This is a genomic window from Sporomusa malonica (assembly GCF_900176355.1).
Lineage (GTDB): Bacteria > Bacillota > Negativicutes > Sporomusales > Sporomusaceae > Sporomusa > Sporomusa malonica.
Genome location: NZ_FWXI01000014.1, coordinates 18,751 through 35,899 on the forward strand (window position 1 = coordinate 18,751; position 17,149 = coordinate 35,899).

Annotated in this window: 16 protein-coding genes; 12 read left to right on the top strand and 4 right to left on the bottom strand. The window is 43.1% G+C overall.

Annotated features, from left to right (window positions below):
* Window positions 1-16: 16 nt before the first annotated feature.
* Entirely contained in the window at window positions 17-1,384 is a 1,368-nt protein-coding gene (hcp, locus tag B9A22_RS15440; RefSeq protein ID WP_217805966.1) for a hydroxylamine reductase, read from the bottom strand.
* 269 nt (window positions 1,385-1,653) lie between these two features.
* On the opposite strand from hcp, the gene B9A22_RS15445 reads away from it, so the two are divergent.
* The 5 genes from B9A22_RS15445 to B9A22_RS15465 all read left to right on the top strand — a co-directional run bounded on the left by B9A22_RS15445 (window position 1,654) and on the right by B9A22_RS15465 (window position 6,032).
* Window positions 1,654-1,905 (top strand): DUF1294 domain-containing protein, encoded by a 252-nt coding sequence (locus B9A22_RS15445; protein WP_217805967.1) that lies wholly within the window; start codon window positions 1,654-1,656, stop codon window positions 1,903-1,905.
* Window positions 1,906-1,986: 81 nt separating this feature from the next.
* Window positions 1,987-2,439: a 2-thiouracil desulfurase family protein gene (locus B9A22_RS15450; protein ID WP_084576852.1), complete on the top strand. Its 453-nt coding sequence runs from the start codon at window positions 1,987-1,989 to the stop codon at window positions 2,437-2,439.
* Window positions 2,440-2,712: 273 nt separating this feature from the next.
* Complete coding sequence (locus B9A22_RS15455) at window positions 2,713-4,530, top strand: two-component system sensor histidine kinase NtrB (protein ID WP_084576853.1); 1,818 nt, start codon at window positions 2,713-2,715, stop codon at window positions 4,528-4,530.
* A gap of 172 nt (window positions 4,531-4,702) precedes the next feature.
* On the top strand, window positions 4,703-5,449 hold the full coding sequence (locus tag B9A22_RS15460; RefSeq protein ID WP_084576854.1) for a peptidoglycan-binding protein: 747 nt from the start codon (window positions 4,703-4,705) through the stop codon (window positions 5,447-5,449).
* 121 nt (window positions 5,450-5,570) lie between these two features.
* A complete protein-coding gene (locus tag B9A22_RS15465) occupies window positions 5,571-6,032 on the top strand; it encodes a hypothetical protein (protein WP_084576855.1) in 462 nt (153 codons plus the stop codon).
* A gap of 124 nt (window positions 6,033-6,156) precedes the next feature.
* Here B9A22_RS15465 and B9A22_RS15470 read toward each other — a convergent pair whose 3' ends face one another.
* On the bottom strand, window positions 6,157-6,579 hold the full coding sequence (locus B9A22_RS15470; RefSeq protein WP_084576856.1) for a HutP family protein: 423 nt from the start codon (window positions 6,577-6,579) through the stop codon (window positions 6,157-6,159).
* 13 nt (window positions 6,580-6,592) lie between these two features.
* A complete protein-coding gene (locus tag B9A22_RS15475) occupies window positions 6,593-8,011 on the bottom strand; it encodes a sodium:solute symporter family protein (protein ID WP_084576857.1) in 1,419 nt (472 codons plus the stop codon).
* A 530-nt stretch (window positions 8,012-8,541) separates the two neighbouring features.
* On the opposite strand from B9A22_RS15475, the gene B9A22_RS15480 reads away from it, so the two are divergent.
* The 4 genes from B9A22_RS15480 to holA all read left to right on the top strand — a co-directional run bounded on the left by B9A22_RS15480 (window position 8,542) and on the right by holA (window position 13,912).
* Complete coding sequence (locus B9A22_RS15480; protein WP_176215549.1) at window positions 8,542-9,657, top strand: GGDEF domain-containing protein; 1,116 nt, start codon at window positions 8,542-8,544, stop codon at window positions 9,655-9,657.
* 69 nt (window positions 9,658-9,726) lie between these two features.
* Entirely contained in the window at window positions 9,727-10,335 is a 609-nt protein-coding gene (locus B9A22_RS15485) for a ComEA family DNA-binding protein (RefSeq protein ID WP_084576859.1), read from the top strand.
* Between the two features lie 2 nt (window positions 10,336-10,337).
* Entirely contained in the window at window positions 10,338-12,725 is a 2,388-nt protein-coding gene (locus B9A22_RS15490; protein WP_084576860.1) for a DNA internalization-related competence protein ComEC/Rec2, read from the top strand.
* A 146-nt stretch (window positions 12,726-12,871) separates the two neighbouring features.
* Window positions 12,872-13,912 carry a DNA polymerase III subunit delta gene (gene holA / locus B9A22_RS15495; protein WP_084576861.1) on the top strand — a complete coding sequence of 347 codons (1,041 nt, stop codon included), beginning with the start codon at window positions 12,872-12,874 and terminating at the stop codon, window positions 13,910-13,912.
* A gap of 48 nt (window positions 13,913-13,960) precedes the next feature.
* On the opposite strand, the gene rpsT is transcribed toward holA, so the two are convergent.
* Window positions 13,961-14,233 carry a 30S ribosomal protein S20 gene (rpsT, locus tag B9A22_RS15500; protein ID WP_084576862.1) on the bottom strand — a complete coding sequence of 91 codons (273 nt, stop codon included), beginning with the start codon at window positions 14,231-14,233 and terminating at the stop codon, window positions 13,961-13,963.
* 151 nt (window positions 14,234-14,384) lie between these two features.
* On the opposite strand from rpsT, the gene gpr reads away from it, so the two are divergent.
* The 3 genes from gpr (at window position 14,385) to B9A22_RS15515 (ending at window position 17,105) form a co-directional block, all read left to right on the top strand.
* A complete protein-coding gene (gene gpr / locus B9A22_RS15505) occupies window positions 14,385-15,356 on the top strand; it encodes a GPR endopeptidase (protein ID WP_084576863.1) in 972 nt (323 codons plus the stop codon).
* 278 nt (window positions 15,357-15,634) lie between these two features.
* Window positions 15,635-16,585, top strand: coding sequence for a stage II sporulation protein P (gene spoIIP / locus B9A22_RS15510; RefSeq protein WP_245824011.1), 951 nt, complete (start codon window positions 15,635-15,637; stop codon window positions 16,583-16,585).
* Window positions 16,586-16,604: 19 nt separating this feature from the next.
* A complete protein-coding gene (locus B9A22_RS15515) occupies window positions 16,605-17,105 on the top strand; it encodes a hypothetical protein (RefSeq protein ID WP_084576865.1) in 501 nt (166 codons plus the stop codon).
* The last annotated feature ends 44 nt before the right edge of the window (window positions 17,106-17,149 follow it).

Genomic DNA, 17,149 nt, shown 5'->3' on the forward strand with positions numbered 1-17,149 from the left:
TATTTCTAATTTCGGTTTATTTTAATCCAAGCCAAGACGCAATGCGGGCCAAGAAAGAATCAGATTTAACAGGAATTTGATTTGATTCAGGCAGGGTCCCTAAGATGGCTTTTAGGTCTTCATCTGCAGTTGAGATAAGTTGTAAATTGAAATTGTCTTGCAATACTTTAAGTACATTGGAAGAGATAAAGGCCGGTGGAGTAGGGCCAATCCGGATGTTTTTGATACCTAGACTTAACAGCGTGAGGAGGATGGCAACTGCTTTTTGTTCGTACCAAGATAAGATTAGGGTAAGCGGTAGGTCGTTAACGCCACAGTTAAAAGCTTTGGATAAGGCTAAAGCAACCTGAATTCCAGAGTAGGAGTTATTGCATTGTCCAAGGTCGAGTAAGCGTGGAATACCATCAATGTCACCAAGCTCAAGATGGTTAAAACGGTACTTACCACAGGCTACTGTTAGAATTACACAATCATGAGGAATTTTCTCTACAAGTTCGGTGTAGTAATTACGGCCGACTTTAGCGCCGTCACAACCACCAACAAGGAAAAAACGTTTTATTTTGCCAGCTTTTACTGCATCAACGATTTTATCAGCTAAGCCTAAAATCGCAGTATGGTGAAAACCTGTTGTCAGGTTGCCGCCCGCATTTTCTGGTAAAGCAGGCAAGGCCTTGGCTTTGTCAATCAGGGCGCTGAAATTCCGGTTTGTAATATGCTGACAACCATCCATGCCGACTACGCCACTAGTAAATAAACGGTCTTTGTAAGCGTCTTTTACAGGCATGATGCAGTTGGTCGTAACTAAGATTGCGCCTGGGAAATCAGTGAATTCTTTTTGTTGGTTCTGCCACGCAGTACCGTAATTAGCTACCAGATGCGGGAATTTCTTTAATTCTGGATAGGCATGGGCTGGCAGCATTTCACTATGAGTATAAATATTAATACCAGTACCCTCGGTTTGTTTTAAAAGTTCGTAAAGGTCGAGGAGGTCGTGGCCTGTGATTAGTATTCCAGGACCAGATTTTGTACCAGTAGAAACTTTAGTAGGAGTAGGATTACCGAAGCGATCGGTATGGGCCTTGTCTAAAAGTTCCATGACCCGATAATTCATTTGGCCGCATTTCATTACCATTTCGATGTGACGGTCAAGGTTGAAGTCGACATTAGTAAGAGTGAAGAACATGGCATCGTGCACAAATGCGTCTACTTCTTCATCGCGTGCACCAAGTTCACGCGCGTGGTATGCATAGGCGGCTATACCTTTAAGGCCGAATACTAAAATATCCTGTAAGCTTTGAAGATCCTCGTTTTTACCACATACACCGATTTTGGTACAACCCGTACCCTGGGCGGTTTGTTCACATTGGTTACAAAACATGCTCATAAATGTGAGCCCCCTTACATTGTTTTTTCTGATATGTTTAAGTATAAAGAAAAGAGGCTCTTCAGTATGTGACGTAAATCACCTGAAATGTGATTCAGGTCTACTCAGAGAAGAGAATCAAAAACTGAGTAGGTTCCTTTTAACTTACAGGATTTCACTATATGTGAATCGAAATATAATACGTTTAATGAATCGCTATGTAACCTCGTAACAGGGCAATAGCAAAAATAAAGGCAGAATTGGAGGAATAACATATCGTTCACATCAGATTGGAAGTAGAACTGCTGTTGATAGCTTGGAATGTAGTGACCTTATTGTTAATGTTGATGGATAAAAACCAGGCCAAGCAGGGAGGACGGCGCATAAGCGAAAGGGCTCTGTTTTTGTGTGCGTTGCTTTTTGGTGCTCTTGGTATATTAGCAGGAATGTATACTTTTCGTCATAAGACCAAACACGTATCTTTTGTTATTGGTGTCCCTTGTCTACTTATCCTCAACTTACTTGGATATTATTATATATAATTTATACATTTGATTTCTTATACAATCAGGAAGCAAACCCTTGCTGCAGGCAGGGTTACAGATAATTGGAGGTAAGTTAGCATGATCATCGTTAGTGCTTGCCTGGCTGGGGTGGAGTGTAGATATAATGCACAGGCTTTTCCTATACCTGAAGTAGTAGAGCTGGTGAAAAAAGGGAAGGCTATACCGCTCTGCCCGGAAATATTGGCAAATTTATCGACGCCGCGGCCTAGCGTAGAACAATGCGCTGGGAAATTTTTATCTAACTGCGGTAAAGATCTAACGGCTGAGTATATGGCTGGAGCAAAGGTCGCGTTAGCTATTTCGAAGTTAGTTGAGAGCAAAATAGCCATACTAAAATCAAAATCACCTACTTGTGGCAGTGGACTGATTTATGATGGTACGTTTTCAGGGAATTTGATTGAGGGTGATGGTATTTTTTGTACACTCTTAAAAGAGGAAAACATAAAAGTTTACACTGAGGATGAATTTCAAGCCTTAAATTTTAGGGAGGATTTTGGTTTGAATCGATGAGAGTAAATTGCGTTTTGCCTTAGTCAAGTTATTGGCTAAGGTTTTTTTATGTGGTGGTAATATACTAAGCTCACCAGTCGGTGAGCTTAGTATATTAGAAAAGAAATAAATACTATATGATTTTGAAATTTTGCAGGATTTATTATACTTTTATGGAAATAAATGTTGTATCTATTTTACATAGGATGGAGATAGATTGGAGTAGCGAATCGCTATTTGGCTTATTTCCATTATGTATTTACTCGGCGTACAGATGTGGGAGGCTTGCTATCATTGATAAGTAAAAGTATTGCTCATAAAGCGTATCTTATTATCACATTTGTGATTACCTTACCGCTTTGCATTGCATTCTATCATTTTTCCGATCAGCAAAAAAAGATTGTTTTAATGGAAAATGAACGGGAAATTGCAAGGATTTCTGTAACGTTGGCACAGAAGCTCCCGCAAAATGGAAAGCCTCTGGTTTATTGGAGAGATAGTTTCATAAGAGATCGTTCTTTCTCTAAAAATATATCAGACATTAACGCGTATTATCAGTCTTTTGTGGATGAAATGGCTAGTATGCATCCTTATTATAGAATAGGTATTTACCACCGCAACTTAGATAGCATCATTGCCATGCACCCGTACACACAGCCGGAAAAATTTATCTCCTTGGATGGTCCGGCGGTGAGGGAAATGTACAATACTGGGCAAACTGTGGTTTCGGTAGAAGATTCTGAGTATGACGGAACGCCTGTGCTTGTGGCGATCTCACCTATCTATCATTTAGGAACGGTAGCTGGCTTTACGTGGGTTAGTAAGAGAATAGATAATGTTTTAAGCGAGAGCAGTAATTTCTTTATCAAGGGTATCATTATTAGCCTTTTGGTGTGGGTAGTTCTGATGCTTGTTGTTTGGGTAGTATTTCGTAAACTGGATAATTTGCTGATACGATTCGCAAACCAAATTACGGGTAAGGAGTTACCAACGGCTGAGTTTGAGGATTTCCCACAACTTGAGCCACTGTTTGATACCGTTTTGTCCCTTCGGGAGCAGCTAAAAAAGGAAACAGAGCATTATCAGGAAGAGAGCCAGACATTAAAAAAGCTTATTGAATTAACACCTCTTGCAATCTTTGTTGTGGATAGAAAAGGTATTGTGAAGAACTGCAATCAGGCGTTTTTAAGCTATCATCCAACCTTTAACAGGGAGACGGTAGTAAATCACCCCTATAAGTTGCTTACCGACAGTACCAATAGAGAATTTGAAAGTACTGTGATTATTCGTGCTTTAAGAGGAGAAGAAATTCACGATGAGTATGACTTTTTTCTTAATAGGTGTTGGATTAGCAGTGCCTTTCCTTTGAAAGCGAACGAGGGAGAAATAACGGGGGCAATTGCAGTTTGCCATGATGTTACAGAGCATGAAAAATTACGTAAGGATATGATTAGACTTGACCGTTTAAATATTGTTGGGCAGATGGCAGCTTCTGTGGCCCACGAGGTAAGAAATCCTATGACTGTTATTCGTGGATACATTCAAAGCATTGCCAGGAAGACAGGGGGAGCCTATAGTTCGCAGTTCGATACTATCATTGAGGAATTAGATAGAGCTAATCGTATTATTAGTGATTTCTTGTCTCTTGCCAGAGACAAATACGTTGAGAAGAAAAAAGAGTCTTTAAGTAAAATAGTAAAAGACATCATCCCACTTGTTGAAAGCGAAGCATTAGCGCGACATATCAGCTGCCATATTCAGCTTGATGAAGAATTACCCGTGTTATTGCTCAACTCAGAAGAGATTAAGCAGCTTATTTTAAATCTTTCGATGAATGCACTGGATGCTCTCGATGAAGGGGGGCTTACTATATCCTGTACATATAATAATCAAACCAGCGAAGTTGAGTTGGAAGTAAGTGATACTGGATGCGGTATGGATCTGAGTGATATTGAGAAAGTATTTGAACCGTTCTATACAACAAAGAAAAACGGCTCTGGTCTGGGATTGTCGATATGTAAAAGCATTGTCGAGAGACATGGCGGGTGTATCAGTGTACAATCCGAAAAAGGTAAAGGCACTGTCTTTGTTATTAGGTTTCCAGTCAATTAATGCCCAAAAAGAGACCCTCGCTTTCGGCCTTCCGGCTGAAAAGCGGGGGTTTTTGAGTTTTCAAACCTTTTGGTTAACATAAATTACCACATCAAAATGGTACTTTTCTCCCATTCCATTTAACGTAATATATGGTATAAGTAAAGTAGAAAGGCAAAATAGAGGTGAATCAATGCGTATAAAGCTGATTCTCGTGTTATTAGGTCTGGCCATCAGTTTTCACCCCATTACCGCTTCGGCAGCAATTAACGCCAACAAGTCACCTAATAATGCAGCAAAAGGAAAAATTATTGCCCGATATGGGATGAAGGGAGAGGATGTAAAAAAACTGCAAGACAGGCTAATAAAAGCAGGTTTTTTAAAAGGCAAAGCAGATGGAATATTTGGGAAGGCAACATATACAGCGGTAAAGAGTTTTCAAGAAATATCCAAATTAGAAGTGGATGGAATTATTGGGGGCAAAACAATGGAGGCTCTGAAGAAATATAAACCTGCTAAAAAGAAACCTCCGCTAAAGCTAGAAGATAAAGTTAAGACACCCCAGACCACAAAGAAAGTTAAATCTACTCCTGTAAAACCACCATATTCTGCGCCAAGGAAACCAGAGCGACCGAAAGGTGAAACAGGTGTCCCGGCAAATTGGCGTCCTATTCAGCTTGAATCGACTGCATATACCCGTTTTGATGAAGGGTGCACTGACTTTACTTTCCGGGGGAATTACGTTCGACGGGGGTTGGTAGCAGTAGATCCAGACATAATACCGCTGGGAACTAAAATGTATGTTCCGGAGTATGGATATGCAGTTGCTGATGATATTGGTGGTGCAATTCAAGGTTATAAGATAGATCTGGCCATGGAGACTTTAGAGGAGGCCTTTGACTATGGGCGGCGGCACATTACCGCCTATATTATTAGTTAGCGTATCAGTTCAATGCAAAAACAGGCAGTAATTAACAGGGAAAATACATGGGCTGTATGATATAATACAGATGTATCTTGTTACCATAATGTTAGAAAGAAGGAGTTGAAGTAAACTAACTATGAGAAACAAGTTTATTCTAGTTGCAGTACTCATCATGGCACTACTTGTTACAGCAGGTTGTGGCGGGGGCGGCGCGAAACTTAAGCGTCAGTCAGGTCTATCACCAGAAGAGGTGGTACATAGCTTTTTTGATGCAGCAAAGGGTAATCGTATGAATGAGGCCGCGCTTTACGTATCGCCGACGTCTATTGGTGACACCCAGACAGTATTAAAGTTTGTTACAGGGCAAAGCAGTACGACTATTAAAAATGCTAATTTGCTCTCAGTAAAGAAAGTGGTTCAACAGGGAAATTACGCTGCAGCTCTTGCTACTCTCCAACAAGGGCAAAACTCTCTCAGTATTGTAATTAAGCCAATTGGTCTTGAAAAAGTAAACGGCGAGTGGTATATCGTTGATTATGACCAGGCTTTCCGTGATGTGAAGTATCAAGTATTAGCACAATTGCTAAAAGGTCTTTAGTATCAGAGCTGAGAGCATTCCAGGAAGGGTGCTCTCAGCTTTTTTAAGGAATCATGTAGTAATTTATTATGCATAGTTAAACAAAAACAGGATACCGGATGACCGGTACCCTGTTTTTGTTCATTTATCCTAATGGCAATGAGCGGTGTGCAAGTCCTACCGCTACTTCATTAAGATTTAGCACGCCGACGCCGAAATAAACAGCTACACAAAGGTGCTCACCATAACGGGCGATGCCGATCTTACCTCCGACATTAAGACCTACTGCTTTAGCTGCAATCTGCTCTAAAGCACCACGCACTGCTCCTGCAACTGCGCCCTCACCAATGTGATTGGCAGGTACTAAATTTTGACGTTGGGCAGCAACAACAGCACGTTCAATTATTTTTTTTACTGAGGGAATAAATTCGCCACCGAAATCTACAGCTACTGCCTGCATGTTTTGTCTAGCAAGCTGTTGGCGGGTATCTTGCTCATCCTGCCTGGTTTCACTGATGGCCATTCGCAGCGCGGCTCGTCCAACATCGATGCTGGAAATTTCATTCATATTTAATCTCCTGTTATTGTCTAACAATTTGAGCGACTGGTTCAGGGGCGATGATCCTTTGAGGATCAATCACTGAGACGGCCAGGAATGTAACCATACATACAAGCCATTCAAGATAAATGGGGTGAGCAAATACTCTTACTTCTGGAACCAACTGCCAAGCCAACAAAGCCAACATTCCGGCAAGGGTTGTGTAAAAGGCGGAATTCCGCCGGCATAACCCGGGCGCAAAGATGGTGAATAAAAACACAAGAGTAAAAGCAGTAGTCAGGCTTAATCCGAGCAGCAAGGTTTTCAAAATTCCTACTGCATTAAAGGCCAGCCATAATGTGATAAATCCTAGTGCTAAAATTGTTGTACGGTTGATAATAACATATTTGCTATCGGCAACTCCTGGATTTACAAAACGTTTATAGATATCTTGTGCAAACAGGGTGCCTGCACCAAGCAGCAATGTGCAAGCTGTAGATACATCAGCAGCCCATAAGGCGGCAAGTGTTACTCCAGAGATGATGGGATCAAGCGCCATGATGATCTTAGGCAGTGCCATAGTCGCCTTCACGTCAGGATAAGCAACCTTAGCAGCCAAGCCCATTATGGCACAGAGAAAGCCAATCGGAAAAATCAGGATGGCACCCCAGATAAAACCATGTTTGGATGCTTTGGCACTAACGGCGCCGCAGGCGATTTGAACAGGCCCTTGAGCCGTTATACTCTGGGTAATCATAACAGCAAACCAGCCAACAATAGTAGCCAGACCAAGTCCGCCAATTGGACCAAACCAATCAGTGCCTGGAGGTAAGTTAGCTGCTAAGGTGGGTAATCCGCCCTGCTGACTTACCGTTATTATGGTTCCAGTAATGACTCCTATATATATTAGTGCAACGCTGACAATATTAGATAAACCAGAAGACCAGAGACCACCTATCAGGGTTATTCCAACGAAAACAACAGCGCTGGTAACCATACCGCCATTAAAAGAGAATACCTCAGGTAGCATGGAAGACAAAATTGCCCCGCCAGCCAGATACTGCAGTGACGTTATGACCAATTGTATTGTGATTAAGCCGATAACACTAATGACACGGCCCTTCTTATCATAGTATCGCTCAAATAATTCAGGAATGGTGGTACAGTTCATTTCACGATATTTACCGGCTGCCAATACACCCATTACCAGTGCCCCGGCCGCCCATGCTCCGTTATACCAACCAGCCGCAATTCCCGCCGAGAAGGCGTTTTCGGCAACGCCGATAGTTGATGCGGCTCCAACAGCCAAGCCGGCCACATTTGCGGCTACTAGCAGGGTATTCATCTGACGTCCGCCGAATAAAAAGTTAATACTTCCGCCCGCCGCTTTCCGCTTAGCATAGAGGCTAATTCCAAAGAGCAGAGCAATATACAAGACTACGATTCCAAATTGAATTGACATTAACCATCCTACCTTTCTACACTACCAACTGGCTATGGCCGGCTAATCATTACTCACCCGCTTTCAAAGGCTCCTACAATCCTGCCATCCTACAAAACCGGTCCAAAGCTGCTATTCTACAATTTTAATGGTAAACAACTCACCAAATAATGTCAATGGTGATATATGTAAAACACTTTAATACCAGCTATTATATTATTTCGTAAAATAGTATTTCCAGGAGTAATTTATTCACTACGGTCGAAATGAGGAATAAATTGTCGAGAAATAGCGAAAATTACAACATCAAAAAAATGAAGACAAACGGAGCGATAAGGCAAAATAGGGCAATTTGCTAAAGAACTATATATATAAATCAAGTATTTACCGTTTCATGACAGACAGGGCACCTACATGTACAAAAACAAGTTGGACAGCCATGGTTGAAAAATAGTAAAATGAAGATAATCTTCGGAAAAGTAATAGAGACCAGCTATCTGGTCTTTTTTTAATTTAGATTCCTTTTATATATGAAGAATAAGGTAGGAACTATGAAAGAAGTATTTGAAATATCTCTGTGGACTTTCACTATTCAGTTGCTTGAAAATTTGTGTGTGCTATTTACGTTAATTACGCTATTCTCACAATATGCGCAGCTGCGGTTGGAGATTAACTTAGACAGAAAAGAAATTAATTGGGCTGGTATATTAATGTTTGCTTTATTGTCAGCATTTACAATGGGAATCCCTATCCAGAGTTCACCCGAAGGAGTCATATTTGATCTTAGGCTTGCGGTTGTTATTCTTGGAAGCTTATATCTGGGTCTGCGGGATGGTGCTATCCTTGCAATATTGACCATTATTATCCGATGTGTAGTTGGTGGGAGCGGCTGGATTTTGTGGGCTATCCCTGCTTTGTTGTATGGGCCGGTAGCGTATTACATTATTCTTCACTCAAAAAAACGTTATTTGGGGCTTGTGTTGGCCTCCACAATAGGGACATTTATCTACCTGCTAACATTGGCTGCTCTTTCTTGGCATTATGATTGGTTTCAGTCGATTTCACCGTATACTGCGTGGTCAAACTTCAAGGTATTGGCAGTGTCTAAATTTTTATGCAATGCATTGGCGGTTCTCCTGCTTGACCGGGCCTTATTTAAGATCGTCGCGATGCAAAAACAGTTTACCAATCTTACATTTCTAGCTAACACAGATGATATGACAGGGCTAGCCAATCATCGGAGATTTCAAGAGCTTCTAACTAACACATTACAGGATGCAGCTCAAAATCCTGTCTCGGTTTTAATGATGGATGTTGATTATTTTAAGATTTATAACGATACCTTCGGTCATCAGGCAGGGGACGTGGCACTTAAAAAGGTTGCATTGGCGATCAAGAAATGTGTTCGAGATTCTGATATAGTCGGGCGGTATGGCGGTGAAGAATTTATCGTGGTGCTGCCTAAGACGAAACCCTCCGAGGCATTTGAGATTGCCGAGCGAATAAGAACCTCTGTTCAAGAGACCCAATTTTTAGGCCGGCAAGTAACGGTTTCCATTGGCGTGACAACTTGCTCAGAGGCGGATAAGAGCAAAGAGAATATCATTGAAGAGGCGGACACGGCTCTTTATTGGGCAAAAAATCTAGGGAGAAATTGCGTTCACTAAAAAACATGAAGGATATCAGCTCAATATGTGGAAATATATCTCAAAAGCGCAAATTGTGAGGTATGCCTTATGGGAATTCTGCAGAAAAAGCTAATTATTGTTATTATGCTGGCATGTGGGATATTGGCCTATAGCTTTCACGGTTTTTGGCAAAAAAGTTCAGATAATCAGGAGATGGCCGCAGAATCACTTCCACCAGGCAATGCGGCAGTTGTCAGCACCGCTAACAACGGAACCAGCAACGAAGTTGTAGTGTATGTCAGTGGTGGCGTTAATAAGCCAGGTGTGTATAAGTTTGCTCACGGCAGTCGGGTAGTCGATGCTGTGACTATGGCTGGCGGTTTTGCGCCAGGCGCAGATGCTGCTAGAATTAATCTGGCAATGCAGCTAAAAGATGAAATGCAAGTCAATGTCCCTTTTTCAGCTGTTCCAGTAAGCACGACTTCGGGCATGCCAGCCGTCAGTAATGCTGGCAGTAATATTGGTGATCGGATAAATATAAATACCGGATCAAAGGCAGATCTTGATAAGCTGCCTGGTATTGGGCCGGCGTTGGCTGACCGGATTATTGAATACCGCACAGCTAATGGGCCATTTAAAGATCCTACTGATATCAGAAAAGTACCTGGAATTGGTGAATCTAAATATAATCAATTTAAAGATAAAATAACGCTATAGCCATGGAGGAGCTAAACAATATCGTCATATTTGCCTGTGCTGCTTTTGCCGCAGGCATATGGCTAGCTGGGGTATATAGCTGGCATATTCCTCTTCTTACTATCATAGCTCTCTTGCTGCTAATAATTGCGTTATGGCGTGCCAATACCAACTGTCGACATAGTTTTTGGCCGGTAATCGGCTTGTTTTTTGTTGCTGGGATGATTTATTACAGCCAGGATACTACAGTGCGTGCCGGCGATATCAGTCATTATGCAGGACAGACCGTCAGTATTGAAGGAGTTGTTGATACTGTTCCAGAGATAACTGGGGTTGATGAGTATACGAAGCAAGTAAGATATGTGGTGCAAGTCGAAAAAGTCAAACCTGAACAGGAAGGTATCGCAGTACGTGCCAGTGGCAAAGTTCGGTTAAGTGCCCAATACAAGGACAAAAAAATTAAACCTGCAGCCTATGGCGAGAGAATAGTCGTTTATGGGAAGGTACTGGAATTACATGGTTATAATAATCCAGGCCAGATAGACATGACAGTCGCTCTCAAACGGCAGAATATCATGGCCCGTATGTCCGCACAAGGGCAGGCCATTAAAGTTATCTCAGTTTCCAATACATATTCCTGGCGGGTGGCGCTTGCTGGCTGGCAAGATGGAATTGTTAAGGCGTTACAAAAGGTTATGCCTGTAAATGATGCTGCTATTTTAACAGCTGTGCTCTTTGGCGGCTATGAGGGTATAAATAAAAACGTGATTGATGATTTTGCGACAACAGGCTTAATTCACATTTTGTCTGTGTCAGGTGCGCATATCGCCCTGGTAGCAGGTCTGATAAGATGGTTCGGCAGCCGTTTGAGGCTGGGTTCTTTGGCAACTATTAGTATAGCTGCTCTGACGATTATTCTGTATGCGGTCATGAGCGGGCTTACACCGCCGGTAATACGCTCGGCTATTATGGGGTTAATTAGCCTGATGGCCGTAATACTTGGCCGAGAAAACTATGCTCCTGCTGCTTTAGCGATTACGGCTTTGGGCATGCTTGTCTATCAGCCGCTGCTATTATATGATATCAGTTTTCAATTGTCCTTTGGAGCAACAGCAGGTCTGGTATTTTTATACCAGCGAACAGTAGACTATCTGGCTCGGTTTCCAGCCTGGATAGCAGGACCGTTAGCCGTGACTTTGAGTGCACAGCTTGGTGTGCTGCCGCTGATAGCCTGGTATTTTAATAATTTCCCGGTTATCTCTTTTGCTGCCAACATCATTATCCTACCTGTTGTCGAACTGGTCATAATACTTGGTTTGGCCGGAGTTATTATCTACACCATTGTTCCGGCTGTTGGAAACATAATATTTGTGATTAGCAGTCTCTTGATAGGTCTTGTTATGATGCTTACAGCGCTATTGGCTTCGGTGCCTTACAGTTCTATGTATATACCATCAGTAGGGATAACAGGCAGTGCCGCTTATTATTTTGTGCTAGCCTGGGTATATGGCTGGCGCCCGCTTCATATGCCAGGGCCTGGTCAGTTGGTTGAAAAGTGGCCAAGAGCATGCTCGTTTACTGTATTTCTATTTATAGGAATATTTTTAGCCATTACATGGTATCCAAGACCGTTGACCGTACACTTTATTGATGTAGGACAGGGGGATGCCACGCTGGTAATCACACCACGTGGCAAGGGCGTTCTTGTAGATACTGGCGGTAGCTTTGGCAGTTCAAATTTTGATATTGGGGAGCGGGTAGTCGCTCCCTATCTTAAACACTATGGCGTGACTGCTGTTGATTATCTAATTTTGACTCATGGACATCAGGATCACGCTGGTGGGGCAGCCGGTGTTGCCGGCGATATTAGGATTAATAAAGTTATGCTGGCGCGGGAAGAGCACTCACCGGCAGTACAAGCGCTGCTTCGCACTAAACCGGCAATCGCCGTTATTCCGGCATACACCGGGCAGAGTTTTCAGCTTGACGGCGTAGTATTTCGTTTAGAGCAGGCTGTCGGTGATAGTGAAACTAGCCGCCGCGGAGCTAACGGTAATGAAGTATCCAGTGTAATTAGGGTAAGCTATGGACAGCATAGTTTTTTGATTACCGGAGATCTGGAAGCACAGGGAGAAGCAATGCTGCTTGCCAAAGGTGTACCTCCCTGTACTGTGCTGAAAGTGGGGCACCACGGTGCCAAAACCTCGACCACGGTACCTTTTCTACAAACTATTTCTCCTAAGTTTGCCGTTATTTCTGTCGGCTATGGTAACCGGTTTGGGCATCCGCATTCAGATACGATAAAACGGCTTGCAGAAATGAACACATTAGTATATCGTACAGATAAACAAGGGGCCATCGTTTTCAAATCAGACGGCAAAAATATTGAAGTTAATACTTATATAAAGTAGACTTAGCTTCAGGTGGGGTTTTAACCCCATCTGAAGGTTAGTCGCCCTTATCCAGGGACTTAGCCGCTCTTAACTCCCACTTGTAGAAGATGGGAGTCTTAGAGCGGGTTAGTCATCGGATAAATAATGAATAAGAATGGTGAGCTATGGATTACAAAGCAGTACTTACTGCCATCAAGCAGAATAAATTTGCTCCGGTATACCTCCTGTATGGAGAGGAAACCTATCACATACGCCAGGTTGAGCAAGCCCTTGTTAACGGGGTGGTAGCTCCTGAAGACAGAGATATGAACCTTATTGTTTTTGAGTCTGACCCGCGTCTGGAGGAACTGATAAATACAATTGAAACAATACCATTTCTGGGCGGGAAAAACCTAGTTATTGTTCGTAGTACAGCGCTGTTTAGTGCCGGACGCAAGGGTGGGGGCGATGAGGTTCAGGACAAGGTTGATCCTGCGACCGAGCGGTTAATTAGTTTATTTAGCAATATGCCTTCCTACAGTCATGTTGTGTTTATTACACCCGATAAGCCGGACAAACGCCGCAAGGTCTATAAGGCTCTTGAGAAGAACGGTGTAGTTTTGGAAGCCGCGCCGTTAAAAGGCAAAGATGTGCGGGGGTGGCTGACAGATCGTCTTACTGAGCTGAAAATTAAAATGACTCCTGATGCACAGGAGCATTTGCTGGCGGCGGTCAGCATGATGCCGCAGGTTTCTCTTGATTTTATGAATAACGAGCTGGAAAAAGTAATCTTATATACAGCAGACAAATCACTGATTACTCGCCAGGATTTACTGCAAATTCTATCAGCTGTTCCTGAGGTTTCCATATTTACGATGGTGGAAGCGTTAAGCCAAAGACAAACTTCGCAGGCTATTGCGCTGCTGCGGGAAGAACTGACTGCAGGCGAGCATCCGGTCAGAATCCTGGCGCTCTTAGCCCGGCAAGTCAGACAACTATGGCAGGTTAAAGAACTGCTAAATAAGGGTTATGGCAGTCGCGAAGTAGCCGAGTTTTTAAAAGTGCCTGGTTTTATTGGTGAAAAGCTGGCAAAACAAAGCCGCGGTTTTAATGATGCTAAACTAAAACAAGCTATGCTTAGCCTAGCGGCAGCTGACCGGGACTTAAAATCAGGTCGGACCGGACCAGTGGTGCTGGAAAAAATAATTATTGAACTGTGCGAGTAATCGCAATAAAAAAACCTGTTCACTTTTATAGTGAACAGGTTTTTGCAATTATTGAGCTTGTTGAGTGGCATTTGCTCTACGAGCTAGGCGGGACTTCTTACGGGCTGCGGCATTTTTATGAATAACGCCCTTGGCGGCAGCTTTGTCAATAACGCTTGCGGCATTAGTCAGGAGGGTCTTGGCCTCATCTGCTTTACCGGCATGTGCAGCTTCCTCCACCTTACGGATAGAAGTCTTGATTGTTGATCTCACCGAATAATTGCGGGCACGCCGTTCAGCGTCAGTTTTTACGCTACGCTCAGATGCTTTAATATTTGGCAAGTATTTCACCTCCTTATGTATATATTACTGAGCTATTTTAGCATGAACTACAGGAAAAAGCAAGCAATAAAGTAAAACTAGGTTCGTATAACCGCCTTTTTTTCCGGATAAGATAGGTCTGAAGCATTTTGGGAGAAAAGGAGAGAATTTGATGGATCAAAATTTTAATACAGCACGGACCGACCTGGCCCTGGAAGCCCGCGAAATGCTGACAAAGCAGGTGCGGGAAGACATTCCGGGTGTGGTGGTTGAGACCAGTGAAGACGACGATGCGATTATTACCCGGGTAAATATTAGTACACCTGAAGCAGAGCGAATGATGGGTAAAGCACAGGGACGATATATTACGATTGAAGCGCCAGGGCTGAGATATAAAAATACCCCGTTACAGCAAAAAATAATGAATTTCTTAGCTACCGAGCTTGTCGAAATGGTCAACCTGCCGCGTAATGCAACAGTCTTAATTGTTGGACTTGGCAACTGGAATGTAACGCCTGACGCCTTGGGACCGCGAGCAGCGCACAAAATAGTGGTTACTCGTCACCTTCAGGAGATGCTGTCACCAGAACTGAAAGGCGGAGTCCGTTCGGTGTGTGCGATTGCACCAGGCGTCCTTGGCATAACGGGTATGGAAACTGCTGAGATTATTCAGGGAATTGTGAGTAATATTAAACCGGATTTAGTGATTGCTATGGACGCCTTAGCCGCAGCTTCAAGCCATAGGGTAATTACCACAGTTCAACTCGCTAATACTGGTATTCACCCTGGCTCTGGTGTAGGGAATAAACGTTTTGGCCTTACTCAAGCCTCTTTAGGAGTACCTGTTGTTGCCATCGGGGTACCGACAGTCGTACATGCTTCGACCATTGCTATGGACACTATTAATACCCTACAGGAGCATGCTGCGTTCAGTCGTTATTTCAAAAGCATGGCTACCTTGTCTGATCAAGACCGCCAGACTATTGTTCGCCAAGTGTTGCCTGAAATGCTTGGTGACCTTATGGTAACGCCTAAGGAAGTTGACCGGCTGATTGAAGATATTGCCGCTGTTGTAGCAGGCGGAATTAACCAAGCCATGCATCCAAACATTGACTACGAGAATATTCACCTGTATTTACACTAGTACGAGGAAGTACTCGGAAAGCTAGTCCGATATAACTGTAATATCGCTTTGCCGCCAGGCATATACATTGTATGTAAACAAAATTAGCAAGAGACAACCCAGTCGGGGGTCTGGCGGAGGCGGCAATGGTAACAAGAAAAGAACGAAAACAAAGCACCCAAAGTAGGTTTTTGAATAATTTCTTGCGAGTCTACAGCACCTCTAAGATTTTTAACATAGCGTTAATCGGGTTCATATTTTTAATGGCAAGCGGTTTATCCATAGGCACGTATCTCAGTTTGACAACCAATGCAATTCCTGTAAACGGATCGGTCTACTCCGGTCAATACCTGCCTTCTCTGTGGCCCAGAGGGAAGGACGTGCTTTTTTTAGGTATTCCTGGTTTGTCGCGTGCAGCCCAGCCGCAGAGTGCAATAAAAATAACGCCGGAACTCAATGCCGGAAACCTTGTTCATAAATTAGTGCTACTTTTTAGCGGCATTGATTTTAGAGACTTGCGTTCATTACTTTCTCAGGAAATTCCCTTTATGATGGCTTTTAAATCCCCTGGAACTCCACTAGTAAGTGCTGCAACATTGCCGAACTTCCCCAAATTTGATACTAGTAGTACTGCAAGCAATGACAAGCCATTGGTCGCAATATATCATACACATACCGCTGAAGCCTTTATCCCCAACTCAGGGGTGGCGCATAGGCCGGGCGGACAGCGTGGCGATATTGTGGACGTAGGTGCGGCGTTGGCTAAGCAGTTAGAGAAAGATGGGGTAAAAGCCATCCATAACGCTACTATTCATGATTATCCAAGTTTTATGAAAGCGTACGGACCTTCGGAAACTACAGCGAAAAAGCTGCTTGCCGATAATCCGTCTATCCAAATGATTTTTGATATTCACAGGGATGCTGATAAACGCGAAAATGTAACTGCAATGGCTACTGGTATGTCAGTGGCTAAGATTACAATTGTTGTAGCCACCGGGCAGCAAGACCTGCCTCAACCGCATTGGCAGCAAAACCATGCTTTCGCCAAATTGATTGATGCTAAACTAAATGCTAAATACCCTGGATTATGTAAAGGTATTCAACTGGTAGAATGGCGGTATAATCAACATCTTCATCCACGGGCGCTCTTAATTGAGGTAGGTTCCCAGGAAAGCAGTAAGGAGGAGGCTGTGCGTAGTATTGAGATGCTTGGGGATGTATTAGCAGAAATACTTGCAGAAAGCCGGTAACTGTGATAGGAGGGATGCCGTGTTCGAACGGGTGGCAACAGGCGATGCTGGGATAATTGCTCGCGGACTGCTGATATTACTAACAATTATTGTAATTGGTGTGGGGGTAGCTGAGCATCAGTTGGCTGCACTTACCCAGCGTCCAGAGCAAGAACGTTTCTTTTATATTGGACGTAATCAAGAGCATGTGTATTCGGCTTATGCTTTTGGTTATGGTTTTACTTTAGGGAGTGTATATTCGTTAGGTAATATTTCACTAACTGAGCGCAGTATTGTTCTGAAGTTCTCTCATCACACAGTTATTATTCCTACCAAGGTAGAAATTGACGGCTCGCGTTTATGGTATTGGTTTTCTGTCTGGCACAGGCAATTCGTTGAAGAAGCGTTCGCTACTAAAAAGAAAGCCATCGAATATTGGAATCAAGCCAAGCCTTATATTGAGACTGCTTCGCAATATATAAGAGCCAGGACTCAATATGCCATACAGCAATTGAGTGAATATATCCGCGAATATAGGTAGAGCTTGCAGTTAGCGGGCGGCTGATGGTATAATTTATAGAAATG